The organism is Streptomyces sp. NPDC040622, assembly GCF_055593965.1.
The window spans coordinates 41,587-57,114 of record NZ_JBVIXD010000008.1; the positions used below are offsets into that span (position 1 = coordinate 41,587).

The following is a 15,528-nucleotide window of genomic DNA, read 5'->3' on the forward strand; positions in this document are numbered from 1 at the left end:
GCCGACCGGTGCCGACCGGTGCCGACCGGTGCGCATCGTTTTCCCCCGGCGCAGACCGACATGCCACCGGACGCTCTCCGGCCTCCCCACCCCTGCGCCCGCGGCGCCCGGCCAGAGCTGGAGGTGGCGGCTCAGTTGCCGAAGCCGACGATCGCGGTGACGCGGATCTCCACCCGCATGGCGGCGAGGCCGAGGACCGTCACGCCGGTCTCGGTCCAGATCGGCGCACGGCCCTCCAGGCGATGGCGGAACTGCTCGGCCATGACCGCGTTGTGGTCGTCACCGATGGCCTCATCCCCCGGTGCGACCTTGTGGTACGAGTTGACGTGGATGACGTCCTTCCATGTCGCGCCGACCGTGGCGAGCGTGCGCTCCACGTTGTCGAAGGCCTGGATGATCTCGTCCTCCAGCGAGTCGGGGATGACCAGGTCGTCATCCACCCCCGCCTGGCCGGAGGTCTCGACCCGATCGCCGACGCGGACGGCCCCGCTGTATCCGAGGGCTTCGTGCAGCTTCTCGCCGAAGCCCGGCGTGATGCCGAAGGTGACGGTGCTCATGATGCTTCCTCTTCCCGTCCATAGGGGTGCGTGTCCTCATGCATGACTTCACGCGTAAAGTGAAACTAGCAAGCGATGACTTCAAGCGCAAAGCAATGGCGAGCTTCGCCGGACAGGCGGGAAGCTCCATGATCAGCACGGGAGGGCTCATGAGCGGCACGGGCGGACACACGGACGACGAGGAGCTGCGATGGCTCGACGAGCAGGAGAAGGCTGCGTGGACGGGGTTGATCTCCCTGGTCCTGCTGCTGCCCGCCAAGCTGGAGTCGCCACTGCGACAGGAGCACGGCCTGACCCTGTTCGAGTACCTCGTCCTCAGCCACCTCTCCGAGGCACCCCGGCACACGCTGCGGATGGGAGAGCTCGCCTTTCTCGCCAGCGGCTCGCTTTCCCGGCTGTCCAACGTCGTCAAACGCTGTGAACAGCGCGGCTGGGTCGCGCGGACACCCGACCCCGCCGACGGTCGTTACACCCTCGCCGAACTCACCGACGCCGGCTTCGACATCGTGCGTCTGGCGGCGCCCACCCACCTGGACGCCGTACGCCGCACCGTCCTCGACTCGCTCAACACCGCCGACCAGAAGGCCCTCGCCCGCATCGCGCAGAAGCTCCGCATCGTCCCCGACGACTTCGGCTGAGCCAACTGCCCGTCAGGGAACGTCCTGGCCGATCGCCCGGAGCACGTCGGCAAGCCACACCAAGTGGTGGCTGGCCCAGAGGTCCCCGTTGAGCGTCGCGGTCCGCCGACTGACGCCTCGACGTGCCGGGGTGCCGCGTCGAAGGCGCGACGGAGTTGATCGATCGGTATCTGCACGGGTTCGCCGGCCATGGACACCGTCTTCACGCAGTCACGCCGGCACCGAACCACCGGTCGGGCCCTTCACCGCGCCCCCCTCCCCTCCAACACCACCCGCCAGTCCGGCACCGTGGACGTCGACGACTCCGTGCCGGAGGGGGCGGTGCGGCGGCGGCCGCCGCGGGTGAAGAAGTCGGCGAGAGGCAGCGTCGCCGCGCCCACGGTGACCGCGTCCGGGCCGAGTTGGCCGAGGTCGACGACGGCGCGGGCGGCGGGGTGGCGCAGCGCGTACGCGTCGGCGTACTCCCGGATCGCGGGCAGCAGGTGCGGGCCCAGCTGGAGGCCGGCCCAGCCACCGACAAGGACGCGTTCGGGGCCGAAGAGGTTCACGAGGTCCGAGATGCCCGCGCCGAGGTATTCCGCGGTCTCGTCGAGCACGCGGACGGCGACCGGGTCGGGGGCGGCGCCCTCCTGCGGATGGGCGGCCGCGAGGAGGGCGCTGACCGCGGTCTCCTCGTCGGCGCCCGGCGGCACCTGCCCGCCCGCCTCCTGCCAGCGCGCGAGGAGCGCCTCGGCCCCCGCGTACGCCTCCAGGCAGCCCCGCGCCCCGCAGCGGCAGCGACGGCCGCGGATGCTGACGGTCAGGTGGCCCCATTCGGCGGGGCCGCCCCGCGCGCCGCCGTGGATGACGCCGCCGGTGACGACGCACGCGCCGACGCCGGAGCCGATGAGGACGATCGCCGCGTCGCGGGCCCCGCGCCCGCCGCCGAACCACATCTCGGCCTGGCCGAGGGCCCGTGCGCCGTTGTCGATGAAGTAGGCGGTGTCGGCGGGGAGTTCGACGGCCCCGCGCAGCATGTCCTCCAGCGGGACGGCGTCCCAGCCGATGGTCTGGCCGTGCACGACCGTGCCGCCCGTGTCGTCGCGGTCGACGATGCCGGGCACGCCCACGCCGACGCCGATCAGGGAGCCGTGCGGGGCGTCGGCCACGATGCCCGCCTCGGCCGTCACCTCCGCCACGCCCTCCTTGATGTGCCGGACGATCGTCGCCACGTCGTAGCCGGAGTCCGCCAACGGGCGTTCGGTGCGCGCGAGTTCCTTCATCCCCAGGTCGAAGGCCTCGACACGGACCCGGGTCTCCCCCACGTCCACGCCGATGAGCCGTCCACTGGAGGGGGCGACGCGCAGCAGGGTGCGCGGGCGGCCACCGTCGGACTCGACGCTGCCGGCTTCCTCCAGCACGCCGTCCGCGGTGAGTTCGGCGACGACGTTGCTCACAGAGCCTGAACTGAGCCCGGTCGCGGGGCCGAGCGCCTGCCGGCTCATCGGCCCGCCGAAATACAACCGTTGCAACACCGCGGCGCGGTTGCCCACCCGCAGGTCGCGCACCGTTCGACTGCCCCGCTCGGCCATGTGGCTCCTCTCCGATCGGCAACATACCCGTGCGCGACCCCTTGACGCGACTATCTCTCAGGTTTTAACTCACGTCCTAAATTAAGTCGTGAATCCGTTCGGACACCGAACTCGGCGCGCTCTCATGCCTGTTCTCATTCCCGTTCATCCACCACGAAAGGGACGGATCCGCCATGCGCAGACTCCGAACCGTGGCAGCTCTTGCCACCGTCACCGCTCTCACCGGCGCCGCAGCCACGGCATGCGGCGGCGGTAGCAGCACCGGGAGCGAGGGCAGCAACTCCTCCCCCAAGACGCTCACGTACTGGGCGTCCAACCAGGGTCCGAGCATCGAGGCGGACAAGAAGATCCTCACCCCCGAGCTGAAGAAGTTCGAGAAGCAGACGGGGATCAAGGTCAAGCTGGAGGTCGTGCCCTGGTCCGACCTGCTCAACCGGATCCTGGCGGCGACCACGTCGGGCCAGGGCCCCGACATCCTCAACATCGGCAACACCTGGTCGTCCTCGCTCCAGGCCAGCGGCGCCCTGCTCCCCTGGGACGCCAAGAACTTCAAGGCGATCGGCGGCAGGGACCGCTTCGTCGACGCCGCGCTCGGCTCGACCGGCACCGCGGGCAAGGACCCGGCGGCGGTCCCGCTGTACTCGCTCTCGTACGCCCTCTACTACAACAAGGCGATGTTCAAGGAGGCGGGCATCAGCAAGCCCCCGGCCACCTGGGACGAGCTGGTCGCCGACGGCAAGAAGATCTCCAAGGGCGGCAAGTGGGCGCTCGGGGCCGAGGGTTCGAACCTGGTCAACAACATCCACCAGGCCTTCGCCCTCGGCAAGCAGCACGGCGCCGACTTCTTCGACGCGCAGGGCAAGCCGACCTTCACCTCGAAGGGCGCCGTGGCCGCCGTGAAGCAGTACGTCGAGTTCATGGCCAAGGACAAGATCATCGCGCCGGGCAACGCCGAGTACGCGCAGAACCAGTCCCTGCGCGACTTCGCCCAGGGCAAGACCGCGATGGTGCTGTGGCAGGCCGCGGCGACCACGTTCGAGGCGCAGGGCATGAAGCCCGACGAGTGGGGCGTGGCCCCCGTGCCGGTGCCGTCGGGGAAGCCCGGCGCGGACCGGCAGGTCAACTCGATGGTCGCCGGCATCAACCTCGCCGTCTTCAAGAACACCGACAACATCGACGGCGCCCGCAAGTTCGTGAAGTTCATGACGAGCGACGCCGAGCAGGCCCACCTGAACAAGGCCTACGGGTCGATCCCGCCGGTCAGGACGGCCCAGGAGGACGCCGCCTTCGACCGGGCCGACACGGCCGTGCTGCGCGACACGCTCCGCAAGAGCGCGGCGCCACTCCCGCAGGTGGCCAACGAGTCGCAGTTCGAGACGTCGGTGGGCACGGCCATCAAGAAGCTCTTCGCCGACGCGGCGGCGGGCAGGCAGGTCACCACCGACTCCGTGACGGCCGAACTGTCCAAGGCCCAACAGCAGATGCCGAAGAGCTGAGAGCCTTTCCATGACCACCCTCACCACACCCCCCACCCCGAAGGAGCGGGCCGCGCCGCCCGACGGCGGGCGCCGCCGGCCGCGCCTGCGACTGCCCGCGCGCCTGCGCCGCGTCTCGCTCCCCTACCTGCTGCTGCTCCCCGCGCTGCTCCTCGAACTCGTCGTCCACCTCATCCCGATGGGCGTCGGCATCGTGATGAGCTTCAAGGAACTGACGCAGTTCTTCATCCGGGACTGGGGCGCCGCGCCCTGGACGGGCCTGGACAACTACAAGCTGTCGGTGGACTTCGACGCACCCGTCGGCGAGGCGCTGCTGCACTCGTTCTTCGTCACCGTCGCGTTCACCGTGCTGTCCGTGGGCCTGTGCTGGCTGATCGGCACGACAGCTGCGGTCTTCATGCAGGACAACTTCCGCGGCCGTGGGCTGCTGCGCGCCATCTTCCTGACGCCGTACGCGCTGCCGGTGTACGCGGCCGTCATCACCTGGTCGTTCATGTTCCAGCGCGACACGGGACTGATCAACCACGTCGTCCACGACCAGCTGGGACTCACCGACAGCCCGCCGTTCTGGCTCATCGGCGACAACAGCTTCATCGCCCTGCTCACGGTGTCGGTGTGGAAGGGCTGGCCGTTCGCCTTCCTGATCGTCATGGCGGGGCTGCAGAACATCCCCAAGGAGCTGTACGAGGCGGCGTCGATCGACGGCGCCGGGATGTGGCAGCAGGTGCGGCGCATCACGCTGCCGTCGCTGCGGCCGGTGAACCAGGTCCTGGTCCTGGTGCTCTTCCTGTGGACGTTCAACGACTTCAACACACCGTACGTCCTGTTCGGCAAGTCGGCGCCCGAGGCCGCGGACCTCATCTCCATCCACATCTACCAGTCGTCGTTCGTCACCTGGAACTTCGGTACGGGCTCCGCCATGTCGGTCCTGCTGCTGCTCTTCCTGCTCCTGGTGACGGCCGGCTATCTGCTGGTCACCTCGCGGGGAAGGAACACCGCCGATGTCTAAGACCCTTGCGGCGCCCGCCCGTTCGCTGCCGGCACGCTCGCCCAGCGCCCCGCCCCGCTCGTTCCTGTGGGCGCGCCGCGTGTTCCTGACCCTGCTGACCGGCTTCGTGCTGCTTCCCGTGTACGTGATGGTGAGCAGTTCCCTCAAGCCGCTGCAGGACGTGTCCGGCTCGTTCCGCTGGATGCCCAGCGGGTTCACCGTGCGGCCCTACATCGACATCTGGAAGACGGTGCCGCTGGCGGACTACTTCGTGAACTCGCTGATAGTGGCGGGCGCGGCGACGGTCTGTTCCGTGGTCATCGCGGTGTTCGCCGCGTACGCCGTCAGCCGCTACCGCTTCCGCGGGAAGCGCGTCTTCACCGTGACCGTCCTGTCGACGCAGATGTTCCCCGGCATCCTCTTCTTGCTGCCGCTCTTCCTCATCTACGTCAATGTCGGCAACGCCACCGGCATCGCGCTGTTCGGCTCGCGCTTCGGACTCATCCTCACCTACCTCACGTTCTCGCTGCCCTTCTCCATCTGGATGCTGATCGGCTACTTCGACTCCGTTCCGAGGGAACTGGACGAGGCGGCGCTGGTCGACGGGTGCGGGCCGCTGCGCGCGCTGTTCCGCGTCGTGGTGCCCGCCGCGATACCCGGCATCGTCGCGGTCGCCGTCTACGCCTTCATGACCGCCTGGGGAGAAGTGCTCTTCGCCTCGGTGATGACCAACGACGCCACCCGCACGCTCGCCGTGGGCCTGCAGGGCTACGCGACGCAGAACGACGTGTACTGGAACCAGGTCATGGCCGCCTCGCTCGTCGTGAGCATCCCCGTCGTCGCCGGCTTCCTGCTCCTGCAGCGCTATCTCGTCGCCGGGCTCACCGCGGGCGCCGTCAAGTGAGTCCGCACGCGCTCCTTCCCGACACGCACCCCTTTTCGAAAGGAACTCCGTGACCGACCCCTCCCCCACGACCGACCCCTCGTACCCGGACCTCTCCGCGCTCCCCCCGGACTTCACGTGGGGCGTGGCGACCTCGGCGTACCAGATCGAGGGCGCCGTCGACGAGGACGGCCGCACGCCGTCGATCTGGGACACCTTCGCGCGCACCCCGGGTGCGATCGACGGCGGTGACACCGGCGACGTGGCCTGCGACCACTACCACCGCTGGCCCGAGGACATCACCCTGATGCGGGAGCTCGGCGTCGACTCCTACCGGTTCTCGCTCGCCTGGCCGCGCGTCGTGCCCGGCGGCGACGGACCGGTCAACGCGGCGGGGCTCGACTTCTACGACCGGCTCGTCGACGGGCTCCTGGAAGCGGGCATCACCCCGAACGCGACCCTCTACCACTGGGATCTGCCCCAGGCGCTGCAGGACCGCGGCGGCTGGCCCGAGCGGGAGACCGCGGAGCACTTCGCCGCGTACGCCTCGGTGGCGGCCGAGCGGCTCGGCGACCGGGTCCCGTACTGGGCGACGCTGAACGAACCGCTCTGCTCCGCCTGGATCGGCCACCTGGAGGGCCGCATGGCGCCGGGCCTCACCGACCTGACGGCCGCCGTGCGCGCCTCCTACCACCTGCTGCTCGGGCACGGGCTCGCCACGCAGGCGATCCGGACCGCGGCGCCCCTCGCGCAGATCGGCGTCGTCAACAACCTCTCCCCGGTGGAGCCCGCCTCCGACCGGCCGGAGGACGTCGCCGCCGCACGGCGCGTCGACGGGCACACCAACCGCTGGTGGCTCGACCCGCTGCACGGGCGCGGGTTCCCCGCCGACATGCGGGAGGTGTACGGCGTGGACCTGCCGGAGCGGGCGGGCGACCTGGCGACGATCGCGCAGCCGCTGGACTGGCTGGGTCTCAACTACTACTTCCCCGCGATCGTCACCGACGACCCGGCGGGCCCGGCGCCGTTCGCCCGCCAGGTGTACCGCCCCGACGTGCCGCACACCGGCATGGACTGGGAGATCGACGCGAGCGGCATCGAGAGCCTGCTGATGCGGCTGACCGAGGAGTACGGGGCACGCAGGCTGTACGTCACCGAGAACGGCTCGGCCTACCCCGACGTGGTCCGCGCCGACGGGGCGATCGACGACGCGGAGCGCACCCAGTACCTGCGGGAGCATCTGGCCGCGTGCGCCCGCGCGGCCCGCAGGGGCGCCCCGCTGGCCGGGTACTACGCGTGGTCGCTCCTGGACAACTTCGAGTGGGCGTACGGCTACGACAAGCGCTTCGGCCTGGTCCACGTCGACTACGCGACGCAGCGCCGCACGGTCAAGGGCAGCGGCCGGTACTACGCGGACCTCGTCCGCACGTACCGCCACCGCTCGGCCCGGGCGGCCTGACGGCGTGCGCGGCGGATGCCGTCCGGCCTCAGCGGCGCAGGCCGGACAGCATCCGCACCTCCCCGATGCGCAGCACCCGCGCGAGGGCGAGATAGCCGACCGCCATCGTCACGGCCCCGGCCGTCAGGGCCGTCGCCGTCGCAGCGGTGCCGGCCGGTGACACCTCGGCGCCGGCGCGGGCGGCGCCCCAGCCGAGGGCTCCGGCGAGGGCGGACGCCAGGATCAGCTTCCCGTACGTGCGGGCCAGCCGGCGTCCGTCGAGGCGGCCGCCGAGACGTCGGCGCATCAGGCGTGCGGTGAGCAGCAGCCCCACGGCGTAGGAGAGGGTGTACGCCCCGGCCATGCCGGTGACCGCCCAGCGTGCGGGCAGCAGGTGATGGCAGGCGGTGGCCAGGGCGATGTTCGCGCCCGCCACCCAGACCGCCATCCAGAACGGGGTGCGGGTGTCCTCGAACGCGTAGAACCCGCGCAGCAGCAGGTACTGCGCGGAGAACGGGATCAGCCCCAGCCCGAACGCCTGGAGCATGTGGCCGAGGGGCTCGGTGGCCCCGGCGTCGGACGCGCCGTGCGCGAAGAGCAGTTGGGCGGTCCGCGGACCGAAGGCGAGGAAGAAGAACCCGGCGGGCACGATCACGGTGCCGGTGACGCGCAGGGCACGCGACAGTTCCCCGCGCAGGTCGGCGGTGCGGCCCTGGGCCGCGGCCTTGCTCATCCGCGGCAGCAGCGCGGTCACCAGGGAGACGGTGACGATGGACTGCGGCAGGAGCCAGATGGTCTGGGCGTAGGAGTACGCCGTGTAGCCGACGCCGTCCTTCGGCAGGCGCTGGTCGGCGGCGTTGGCGTAGTTCGCGACGACGGTCAGCGCGACCTGGTTGGCGAGGACGAGCAGCAGCGTCCAGCGGGCGGCGCGGGCGCTCTTGCCGAGGCCGGTGCCGCGCCAGTCGAACCGGGGCCGGAACCGCAGCCCCGCGGCGCGCACGAAGGGCACGAGCGCGAGGGCCTGCAGGGCGATGCCGCAGGTGGTGCCGATGCCGAGCAGTCTGACCTGCGCGTCGGTGATGTCCCCGACGTTCTCGGGGATCGTCATCGTCGCCAGGTAGAGGCCGAACATCGCGACGAGCACGACGTTGTTCAGGACGGGCGTCCACATCATCGCGCCGAACTTCTCGCGCGCGTTGAGGACCTGTCCCAGGATGCCGAAGAGCCCGTAGAAGAAGATCTGCGGCAGCAGGAACCGGGCGAAGACCACGGTGAGTTCGAACGCCTCGTGGTTGGCCTGCGTGTCCCTCATGTAGAGGCCGACGATCTGCGGCGCCGCCCACACCGCGAGCGCCGTGCCGACGCCGAGGACGCAGACGACGAGCGTGATGAGGCGCTGCTCGAACGCGCTGCCGCCGTCGGGGTCGTCGGCCCGGGCACGCACCAGCTGGGGCACGAGCACCGCGTTCAGGGCGCCGCCGATGAGCAGCGTGTAGAGGCTCGTGGGAACGGTGTTGGCGGTGTTGTACGTGGAGGCGAGCTGGCCGGTGCCGAGGGCGGCGCCCTGGAGCACCTGCCGGATGAGCCCCGTGGCGCGGGAGACGATGGTGCCGAAGGCCATCAGGAGCGAGGAGCGTGCGAGGCCGGCCACGTCAGGGGCACCTCGTGCGCGGTCCGGCCTGCGTGAAGTCGCCGCCGCGTATTCGGTCGACGCGGAACCGCGGGACGTCGCGGTCGGGGTCACAGTGCATGCACGGGATCTTCGCACGCGAGTACGACGACGAGTCACGCGCGTCCGACGACGCCGCTCGCACCCCCCGGGGAATCGGCCGACCGGCCCGGATCACCCGTACGCACCACTGCCATGCACGCGTGACCAGCCCACCTCGCCGTAACGTCCGCTTCATCCCCACGCTCGCACCCCCCACGCGAAGGCTCTCCATGTCGACATCCGCGCCCACCCCCACGGCGCCGGTCCACCGCGGCGGTTCGCCGGCCCGGACCCGCTTCGTCACCCTCTTCCTCCTCCCCCTGCTGGCCGCGGTGACCGCGGTGAGCGGATTCCTCGTCACCCCGGGCCAGGCCCGCGCCGCCCAGCCGGCCGCCCCGCACCGGACCGTGGCCGCGTCGGTCGCCTCCGCCGCCGAGCCGTGCACGAGCAACGATCCCGCCGTCTGCATGATCCGGGAGATGACTCCGGAGCAGCGCGAGCAGGCGCGCGAGACCCGGATCCGGTACCACCGGCTCCTGGACGACATGGAGCTCGTGGCCGAGAGGATGCACGCCGAGGGCAGGTCGGACGAGGAGATCGCCCGCACCCTGGTCGCGATGCGCAACGAGGCGAAGGACATCACGCGCGCGGGCATGTCACCCGAGGCCGTGCGGGCCCTGGAGGAGCGCAACATGAAGAAGTACGGCAATCCGCTGGGCCCGACGGCCGATCAGCAGTTCGCCAAGTACGGCAGCTGGAGCGCGGTCATCGAGGCCGCGACCAGGAGCAGCGCCGCCGTGGACCGGGAGCTCGGTCTGGAGCCGCGCGGCCGATGACGACCCTGGCGGACTACGACCGGCACGGGCGGGTGTGGGACCTGACTCCCGCGACGGGACTCCTCTCCCCCGCCCCGGCCGGCCCCTGCCACGGCTTCGCGCACCTGCCCGGCGACGGCGAGCACGCGCCCGCCGCCCTGTACGCGGAGGGCTCCGACGGCGGGGCGCTCTGGCTGCAGTACGGGGCGCGGCGCTGGGACTGCGCGGAGGTGTCCGTCCGCCAGGAATGTCGGCCGGACGGCAGCCGCCTGTTCGTCGTGACAGGACCGGACGAGGGACAGGGCATCGAACTCCCTTATCCGGCACCGGATCCCGGCCCCCTGGACCCGACGTACGACTGGGTCGACGCGCTCGGTGACGACTTCTTCCTCTGGGCGGCGGACCGGCTCGCCGCGGCCGACGCGCGCCGGGCGCTCCTGGACCATTTCCGGGCCGGTTTCCCCGTCACATGAAGTCCTCCCGGACGGACGCGTGGTGGCCCCGCGCGCGCGGGTCCGGCCGGGACGCGCGCAGGATGCCCGCCGTGCAGGCGGCGACCACGCAGAACGCGACCGGCAGGAAGAACGTGAGGTTGAGCGGCATGAAGTGGGTCAGCGGGCCGATGACGGCGGGGCCCGCGAGCATGCCGAGGTAGCCGAGGCCGGCGACGCGCGAGACGTTGGCCCCTGCGGCGTCCCGGTCCGCGTGGCCCGCGGCGCTGAAGAGCTGCGGGATACAGCCGGACAGGCCCGCGCCGAACACCGTCCAGCCGAGCAGGGCGAGCGGGATCCAGGGGGACAGAGCCGCCACGGTGAGGCCGATCGCGGCCACGGACGCGCCGTACCGGAGGATGGCCACGGGACCGAACCGTGCGGCCACCCGGTCGGCGAGCAGCCGGCCGAGGGTCATGGCGGTGGCGAAGGCTCCGTAGGCGAGAGCGGCGGCCGAGGCCGGCGCGTCCAGGACGTCGCGCAGGTGCAGCACGCTCCAGTCGTTGGCGACGCCCTCGCAGAGCATGAGCATCAGGGCGAGGGCGGCAAGTGCCCAGATCCGCCGCGGAGTTCCGCTCCGTGACGTCGCTGCGGCTTCGCTCCGCGAACCGTTCTCGTTCCCGTTCGCGGCCCCGTTCTTGGCGTTCGTGGGCTCGGGTCGCAGCAGGGCAGGAGCGGACAGTGCCGCGGCGAGGACGCCGAGCAGCGCCACCGTGCCGAGGGTCGCCGCCGGGCTCCAGCCCCAGCTGAGCGTGCGGGCGCCGACCAGTGCGGCAAGGACGCCGCCGATGGAGAACGTGGCATGGAAGGCGGACATGACGGGCCGCCCGTAACCCCGCTCGACCTGTACGGCGTGGGCGTTCATGCTGACGTCCAGGCAGCCGTTGCCGAGGCCGAGCGCCAGCAGTGCGGCGCCCAGCGTCCACACGTTCGTGGCGAGACCCGGCAGGACGACCGCGGCGGCGCACAGGCCGGCGCTGACCGGGACGACGGTCCTGGCGCCGAGCCGGTCGGTGAGCGGCCCGACGATCTGCATGCCGGCGAAGGCGCCCGCGCCGAGCAGCAGCAGGAGCCAGCCGAGCACGGCGTGGCTGATCCCGGCCCGGTCCTCGACGGCGGGGATGTGGACGATCCACATCCCCATGAGAAAGCCGTTCAGGGCGAAGTAGGCAAAGGTGGCCAGCCGGCCGTTGCGCAGGGTTCTTTCCATGCGTTCGAACATAACGAACAGATTCGATGTTCGGAAGATTGCTTTTCAAACATCTTGAATGTTTACTGTGCGTGTGGCCAGTACAGATCGACTGAGGCAGATCACCGATGCCGTGCGCGAGGCGGGGCGGCTCGGCGTGGCCGAGCTCGCCGAGCTCACCGGCGCCTCCGAGATGACCATCCGCCGCGACCTGGAGGCCCTGGCAGGACAGGGCGTCCTGGAGCGGTACCGGGGCGGCGCGCGGAGCCTGCTGCTGCGCGGCGAGGAGCCGCCGTTCGCGCTGCGGGAGCAGGAGGGCCGGGCGGGCAAGCGGCGCATCGCCGCCGTCGTGGCCGACCTGCTCTCCGACGGCGAGTCGGTCGTCGTCGACAGCGGCACCACCTGCCTGGAGGTCGCCCGCGCGCTGGCACACCGCCGCATGACGGTCATGCCGCTGTCACTGCACGCGGTGAACGCCCTGTCGGGCGCGCCGGACGTGACCCTGCTGGTGCCCGGCGGGCGGCCGCGCCCCGGTGAGCTGGCCCTCACCGGTCCGCTGACCACCGCCTCCCTGGCCGCCCTTCGCTTCGACACGGCCGTGATCGGTTGCTGCGGACTGACCGCGGCGGACGGCCTGACCGCCTATGACCTCGACGACGCGGCCGTCAAGCGCGCCGCGATCGGCTCGGCCCGCCGCGTCATCGCCGTCGCGGACGCCGCCAAGCTCTCCCGTACCGCCCTGGCCTCCGTCGCCCCCGCCTGCGCCCTGCACGCCGTCGTCACGGACGACGCCGCGCCGGACGAGGAGATCGGCGCACTGACCGCGGCGGGCGTCACCGTACGAAAGGCATGACCCCGTGAACCACCGTCCCCAGCCCTCGGACCGCGCTCCCCAAGGTGTCGCCGTCGACCACGGCATCGTGCTCTTCGACATGTTCGGCGTCATCGCGCGGCACCAGTCCAAGGACGGCAGAGACCGCCTGGCCGCGCTCGCGGGTGGGCCCGAACCAGCCTTCTGGGACGCCTACTGGGGGCTGCGCCGGCCCTACGACCGCGGGGACGTGAGCGGTCCGGAGTACTGGCGGCAGGTGGCCGACGCGCTCGGCGCCGACTTCGACGACGCCCGGGTCGCGCGGCTCGTCGAGGCCGACCTCGCCAGTTGGCGCGCGGTCGACCCGTCCATGGTGGCTCTTGTCGAGGAGCTGGCGGCGGCCGGCCGGCCGGTCGCACTGCTCTCCAACATCCCGGAGGAGCTGGCCGCCGACTACGAAGAGCGCCATTCCTGGCTCAAGCACTTCCAGGTGTGCGCCTTCTCCTGCCGTATCGGCCACGCCAAGCCCGAACCCGGCGCCTACCGCTGGTGCCTGACCGCACTGGACACAGAGCCGGAGCGCGTCCTCTTCGTCGACGACCGCGAGGAGAACATCCGGGCCGCCGAGGCCCTCGGCGTGCGGGGCCACCTCTTCACGGCACCCGCCACGCTGCGCGCGGCCCTCGGCCTCAGCGTGTGATCGCACCCAGCAGCGCCTTGGCGCACAGGTCCCGCACCTGTTTTCTCGTCAGGTCCGGCTCCTCCAGCCACTCCAGGCAGACCGCCACCATGAACGCCAGCCAGCCACGGACGGCCAGGCGCAGCGCGGGCACGTCCTGGGTGATGTCCGCGGCGTCCGGGTCCGCGGCGAGCGCCGCGAGGATCTGCCGCTCCTGGGCGGCCAGGCCGTTGCGGTAGACCTCACGCACCAGCGGATCGCCCGCCGCCTCGGCCCGGTGGAAGGCCCGGAAGCCCTGCGCGTGACTCTCCACGTAGCCCAGGAAGGCGTCGAGGCCGGCGCTGATCTGATCGCGCACCGGCAGGCCGGGCTCCGCCGCGGTCAGGCGCAGCATGCGCTCGCTCTCGCGCCGTACGACGGCGGCGAAGAAGTCCCGCTTCGTCGGGAAGTAGTGGTACAGGAGGCCTCGCGAGACGCCGGCGATCTCCGCGACGCGCTCGATCCACACGTCGTCGTAGGGCTTCTGCGCGAAAAGCCGCGCCCCGACCGACAGCAGCTGTTCACGCCGCTCCTCGGTGCTCAGTCTGCGGCGCGTGCGCTCCGGGGGGTTCGCGGCCATGCAGGCACCTTACTTGACGCGAATTCAATAGCGGTACCAGACTGGGATCTCCTGTTGAATCCACGTACAACAAGCCCAACGGGCGCGTCGGACAAGGGAGATGGGCACATGGCGCAGACGACGCGGTCCGCGGCGGCGAACGGCCCCGACGGACAGGGCATACCCATCGCTCCCCCGAAGGGGTTCCGCAGCGCCGAACTCGGCTGGCCCGAGCTGCACCGGATCCCGCACCCGCCGCGCAGGCTGCCGCTGCTCGGCGACGTCCTGGGCGCCAACGTCCGCACCCCGCTGCAGGATTCGATGAAGATGGCCCGCGAACTCGGTCCGATCTTCCGGCGCAAGGCGTTCGGCAAGGAGTTCGTCTTCGTGTGGGGCGCCGAGCTCGCCGCGGACATGGCCGACGAGTCGCGGTTCGCCAAGCACGTGGGGCTCGGGGTCGCCAACCTCCGCCCGGTCGCGGGCGACGGCCTGTTCACCGCGTACAACCACGAGCCCAACTGGCAGCTGGCGCACGACATCCTCGCGCCGGGCTTCAGCCGTGACGCGATGGCCGGCTACCACCCGCTGATGCTGGACGTCGCGCGGCAGCTGACGGCGCGCTGGGACGAGCGGGAGTCGGCGGGCCGGGCGGTGGACGTGCCGGGCGACATGACGAAGCTGACGCTGGAGACGATCGCCCGCACCGGATTCGGCCACGACTTCGGCTCCTTCGAGCGCTCCGCGCCCCACCCCTTCGTGACGGCGATGGTCGGCACGCTCTCCTTCGCCCAGCGCCGCAACGTCGTGCCGCCCCTGCTGACCCCGCTGCTGCTGCGCGGCGCCGACCGGCGCAACGACGCCGACATGGCCTACCTCAACCGCACGGTGGACGCGGTGGTCGCCGCCCGCCGCGCCACGTCCGGGTCGGGCGGACACGGCGACCTGCTCGACCGCATGCTGGAGGTCGCCCACCCCGACACCGGGGAGCGGCTCACCGCGGAGAACATCCGCCGACAGGTCATCACCTTCCTGGTGGCCGGGCACGAGACGACGTCGGGCGCCCTGTCGTTCGCGCTGCACTACCTGTCGCGCTCGCCGGACGTGCTCGCCCGCGCGCGGGCCGAGGTCGACGAGGTCTGGGGTGCCGAGGAAGAGCCCGCGTACGAGCAGGTGGCCAAGTTGCGTTATCTGCGCCGGGTGCTCGACGAGTCGCTGCGCCTGTGGCCGACGGCTCCGGGGTTCGCCCGCGAGGCCCGCGAGGACACCGTCCTCGGCGGCGTCCATCCGATGCGCCGCGGCGCGTGGGCGCTGGTCCTGGCGACGATGCTGCACCGGGATCCGGCGGCGTGGGGCGAGCGTCCCGAGGAGTTCGACCCGGACCGGTTCGCCCCTTCGGCCGTACGCGCGAGGCCCGGCCACGTCTTCAAGCCGTTCGGTACCGGCGCCCGCGCCTGTATCGGACGTCAGTTCGCGCTGCACGAGGCGACCTTGGTGCTCGGCCTGCTGCTCCGCCGTTACGACCTGCACGCCGATCCCGCCTACCGGCTGCGCATCGCCGAGCGTCTCACCTTGATGCCGGACGGACTCACCCTGCGGCTCACCCGCCGCGCACCGGCCGGGTAGGACGCCGTTGTCAGACCCGTGCGCCAGAGTGGAGGTGGCA

At 71.4% G+C, this 15,528-nt stretch carries 15 protein-coding genes; 10 read left to right on the forward strand and 5 right to left on the reverse strand.

From position 1 onward, the window contains the following. Window positions 1-131: 131 nt before the first annotated feature. Entirely contained in the window at window positions 132-557 is a 426-nt protein-coding gene (locus ACZ592_RS23405) for a Rid family hydrolase (protein WP_471583555.1), read from the reverse strand. Window positions 558-685: 128 nt separating this feature from the next. On the opposite strand from ACZ592_RS23405, the gene ACZ592_RS23410 reads away from it, so the two are divergent. Beyond that, window positions 686-1,195, forward strand: a complete 510-nt coding sequence (locus ACZ592_RS23410; RefSeq protein ID WP_471583556.1) for a MarR family winged helix-turn-helix transcriptional regulator — start codon at window positions 686-688, stop codon at window positions 1,193-1,195. 242 nt (window positions 1,196-1,437) lie between these two features. Here the strand turns inward: ACZ592_RS23410 and ACZ592_RS23415 are convergent, their stop codons facing one another. Then, window positions 1,438-2,766 carry an ROK family protein gene (locus tag ACZ592_RS23415; RefSeq protein WP_471583557.1) on the reverse strand — a complete coding sequence of 443 codons (1,329 nt, stop codon included), beginning with the start codon at window positions 2,764-2,766 and terminating at the stop codon, window positions 1,438-1,440. A gap of 173 nt (window positions 2,767-2,939) precedes the next feature. On the opposite strand from ACZ592_RS23415, the gene ACZ592_RS23420 reads away from it, so the two are divergent. The 4 genes from ACZ592_RS23420 to ACZ592_RS23435 are packed head-to-tail and all read left to right on the forward strand — an operon-like array spanning window position 2,940 to window position 7,592. Continuing rightward, window positions 2,940-4,262, forward strand: a complete 1,323-nt coding sequence (locus ACZ592_RS23420) for an ABC transporter substrate-binding protein (protein ID WP_471583558.1) — start codon at window positions 2,940-2,942, stop codon at window positions 4,260-4,262. Window positions 4,263-4,272: 10 nt separating this feature from the next. Next, window positions 4,273-5,271, forward strand: a complete 999-nt coding sequence (locus ACZ592_RS23425; protein ID WP_471583559.1) for a carbohydrate ABC transporter permease — start codon at window positions 4,273-4,275, stop codon at window positions 5,269-5,271. Further along, a complete protein-coding gene (locus ACZ592_RS23430; protein WP_471583560.1) occupies window positions 5,264-6,154 on the forward strand; it encodes a carbohydrate ABC transporter permease in 891 nt (296 codons plus the stop codon). The genes ACZ592_RS23425 and ACZ592_RS23430 overlap by 8 nt, the downstream gene beginning before the upstream one ends. 49 nt (window positions 6,155-6,203) lie before the next feature. Then, window positions 6,204-7,592: a GH1 family beta-glucosidase gene (locus ACZ592_RS23435; protein WP_471583561.1), complete on the forward strand. Its 1,389-nt coding sequence runs from the start codon at window positions 6,204-6,206 to the stop codon at window positions 7,590-7,592. Between the two features lie 28 nt (window positions 7,593-7,620). On the opposite strand, the gene murJ is transcribed toward ACZ592_RS23435, so the two are convergent. Then, window positions 7,621-9,192, reverse strand: a complete 1,572-nt coding sequence (gene murJ, locus ACZ592_RS23440; protein WP_471583971.1) for a murein biosynthesis integral membrane protein MurJ — start codon at window positions 9,190-9,192, stop codon at window positions 7,621-7,623. Between the two features lie 320 nt (window positions 9,193-9,512). Between murJ and ACZ592_RS23445 the strand changes: the two genes are divergently transcribed. Both ACZ592_RS23445 and ACZ592_RS23450 read left to right on the forward strand, forming a co-directional pair. Further along, window positions 9,513-10,118, forward strand: a complete 606-nt coding sequence (locus ACZ592_RS23445) for a hypothetical protein (protein ID WP_471583562.1) — start codon at window positions 9,513-9,515, stop codon at window positions 10,116-10,118. Further along, entirely contained in the window at window positions 10,115-10,570 is a 456-nt protein-coding gene (locus tag ACZ592_RS23450; RefSeq protein WP_471583563.1) for a hypothetical protein, read from the forward strand. Before ACZ592_RS23445 ends, ACZ592_RS23450 begins: the two co-directional genes overlap by 4 nt. On the opposite strand, the gene ACZ592_RS23455 is transcribed toward ACZ592_RS23450, so the two are convergent. Continuing rightward, window positions 10,563-11,798 (reverse strand): MFS transporter, encoded by a 1,236-nt coding sequence (locus ACZ592_RS23455; RefSeq protein WP_471583564.1) that lies wholly within the window; start codon window positions 11,796-11,798, stop codon window positions 10,563-10,565. The genes ACZ592_RS23450 and ACZ592_RS23455 overlap by 8 nt on opposite strands. A gap of 73 nt (window positions 11,799-11,871) precedes the next feature. On the opposite strand from ACZ592_RS23455, the gene ACZ592_RS23460 reads away from it, so the two are divergent. Both ACZ592_RS23460 and ACZ592_RS23465 read left to right on the forward strand, forming a co-directional pair. Beyond that, on the forward strand, window positions 11,872-12,630 hold the full coding sequence (locus ACZ592_RS23460) for a DeoR/GlpR family DNA-binding transcription regulator (RefSeq protein ID WP_471583565.1): 759 nt from the start codon (window positions 11,872-11,874) through the stop codon (window positions 12,628-12,630). A gap of 4 nt (window positions 12,631-12,634) precedes the next feature. After that, window positions 12,635-13,288, forward strand: a complete 654-nt coding sequence (locus ACZ592_RS23465) for an HAD family hydrolase (RefSeq protein ID WP_471583566.1) — start codon at window positions 12,635-12,637, stop codon at window positions 13,286-13,288. Here the strand turns inward: ACZ592_RS23465 and ACZ592_RS23470 are convergent. Further along, the gene (locus ACZ592_RS23470; RefSeq protein ID WP_471583567.1) at window positions 13,278-13,886 is read right to left on the reverse strand and encodes a TetR/AcrR family transcriptional regulator; all 609 of its coding nucleotides are present in this window, start codon (window positions 13,884-13,886) and stop codon (window positions 13,278-13,280) included. The two genes, ACZ592_RS23465 and ACZ592_RS23470, sit on opposite strands and share 11 nt — an antisense overlap. A gap of 108 nt (window positions 13,887-13,994) precedes the next feature. On the opposite strand from ACZ592_RS23470, the gene ACZ592_RS23475 reads away from it, so the two are divergent. After that, window positions 13,995-15,488, forward strand: coding sequence for a cytochrome P450 (locus tag ACZ592_RS23475; protein WP_471583568.1), 1,494 nt, complete (start codon window positions 13,995-13,997; stop codon window positions 15,486-15,488). Window positions 15,489-15,528: the final 40 nt, after the last annotated feature.

Coding starts and splice junctions, on each gene's coding strand:
- ACZ592_RS23470 (WP_471583567.1), bottom strand. CDS start 13,886: ATGGCCGCGAACCCCCCGGAGCGCACGCGCCGCAGACTGAGCACCGAG.
- ACZ592_RS23455 (WP_471583564.1), bottom strand. CDS start 11,798: ATGGAAAGAACCCTGCGCAACGGCCGGCTGGCCACCTTTGCCTACTTC.
- ACZ592_RS23420 (WP_471583558.1), top strand. CDS start 2,940: ATGCGCAGACTCCGAACCGTGGCAGCTCTTGCCACCGTCACCGCTCTC.
- ACZ592_RS23450 (WP_471583563.1), top strand. CDS start 10,115: ATGACGACCCTGGCGGACTACGACCGGCACGGGCGGGTGTGGGACCTG.
- ACZ592_RS23405 (WP_471583555.1), bottom strand. CDS start 557: ATGAGCACCGTCACCTTCGGCATCACGCCGGGCTTCGGCGAGAAGCTG.
- ACZ592_RS23410 (WP_471583556.1), top strand. CDS start 686: ATGATCAGCACGGGAGGGCTCATGAGCGGCACGGGCGGACACACGGAC.
- murJ (WP_471583971.1), bottom strand. CDS start 9,192: ATGGCCTTCGGCACCATCGTCTCCCGCGCCACGGGGCTCATCCGGCAG.
- ACZ592_RS23445 (WP_471583562.1), top strand. CDS start 9,513: ATGTCGACATCCGCGCCCACCCCCACGGCGCCGGTCCACCGCGGCGGT.
- ACZ592_RS23415 (WP_471583557.1), bottom strand. CDS start 2,766: ATGGCCGAGCGGGGCAGTCGAACGGTGCGCGACCTGCGGGTGGGCAAC.
- ACZ592_RS23430 (WP_471583560.1), top strand. CDS start 5,264: ATGTCTAAGACCCTTGCGGCGCCCGCCCGTTCGCTGCCGGCACGCTCG.
- ACZ592_RS23475 (WP_471583568.1), top strand. CDS start 13,995: ATGGCGCAGACGACGCGGTCCGCGGCGGCGAACGGCCCCGACGGACAG.
- ACZ592_RS23425 (WP_471583559.1), top strand. CDS start 4,273: ATGACCACCCTCACCACACCCCCCACCCCGAAGGAGCGGGCCGCGCCG.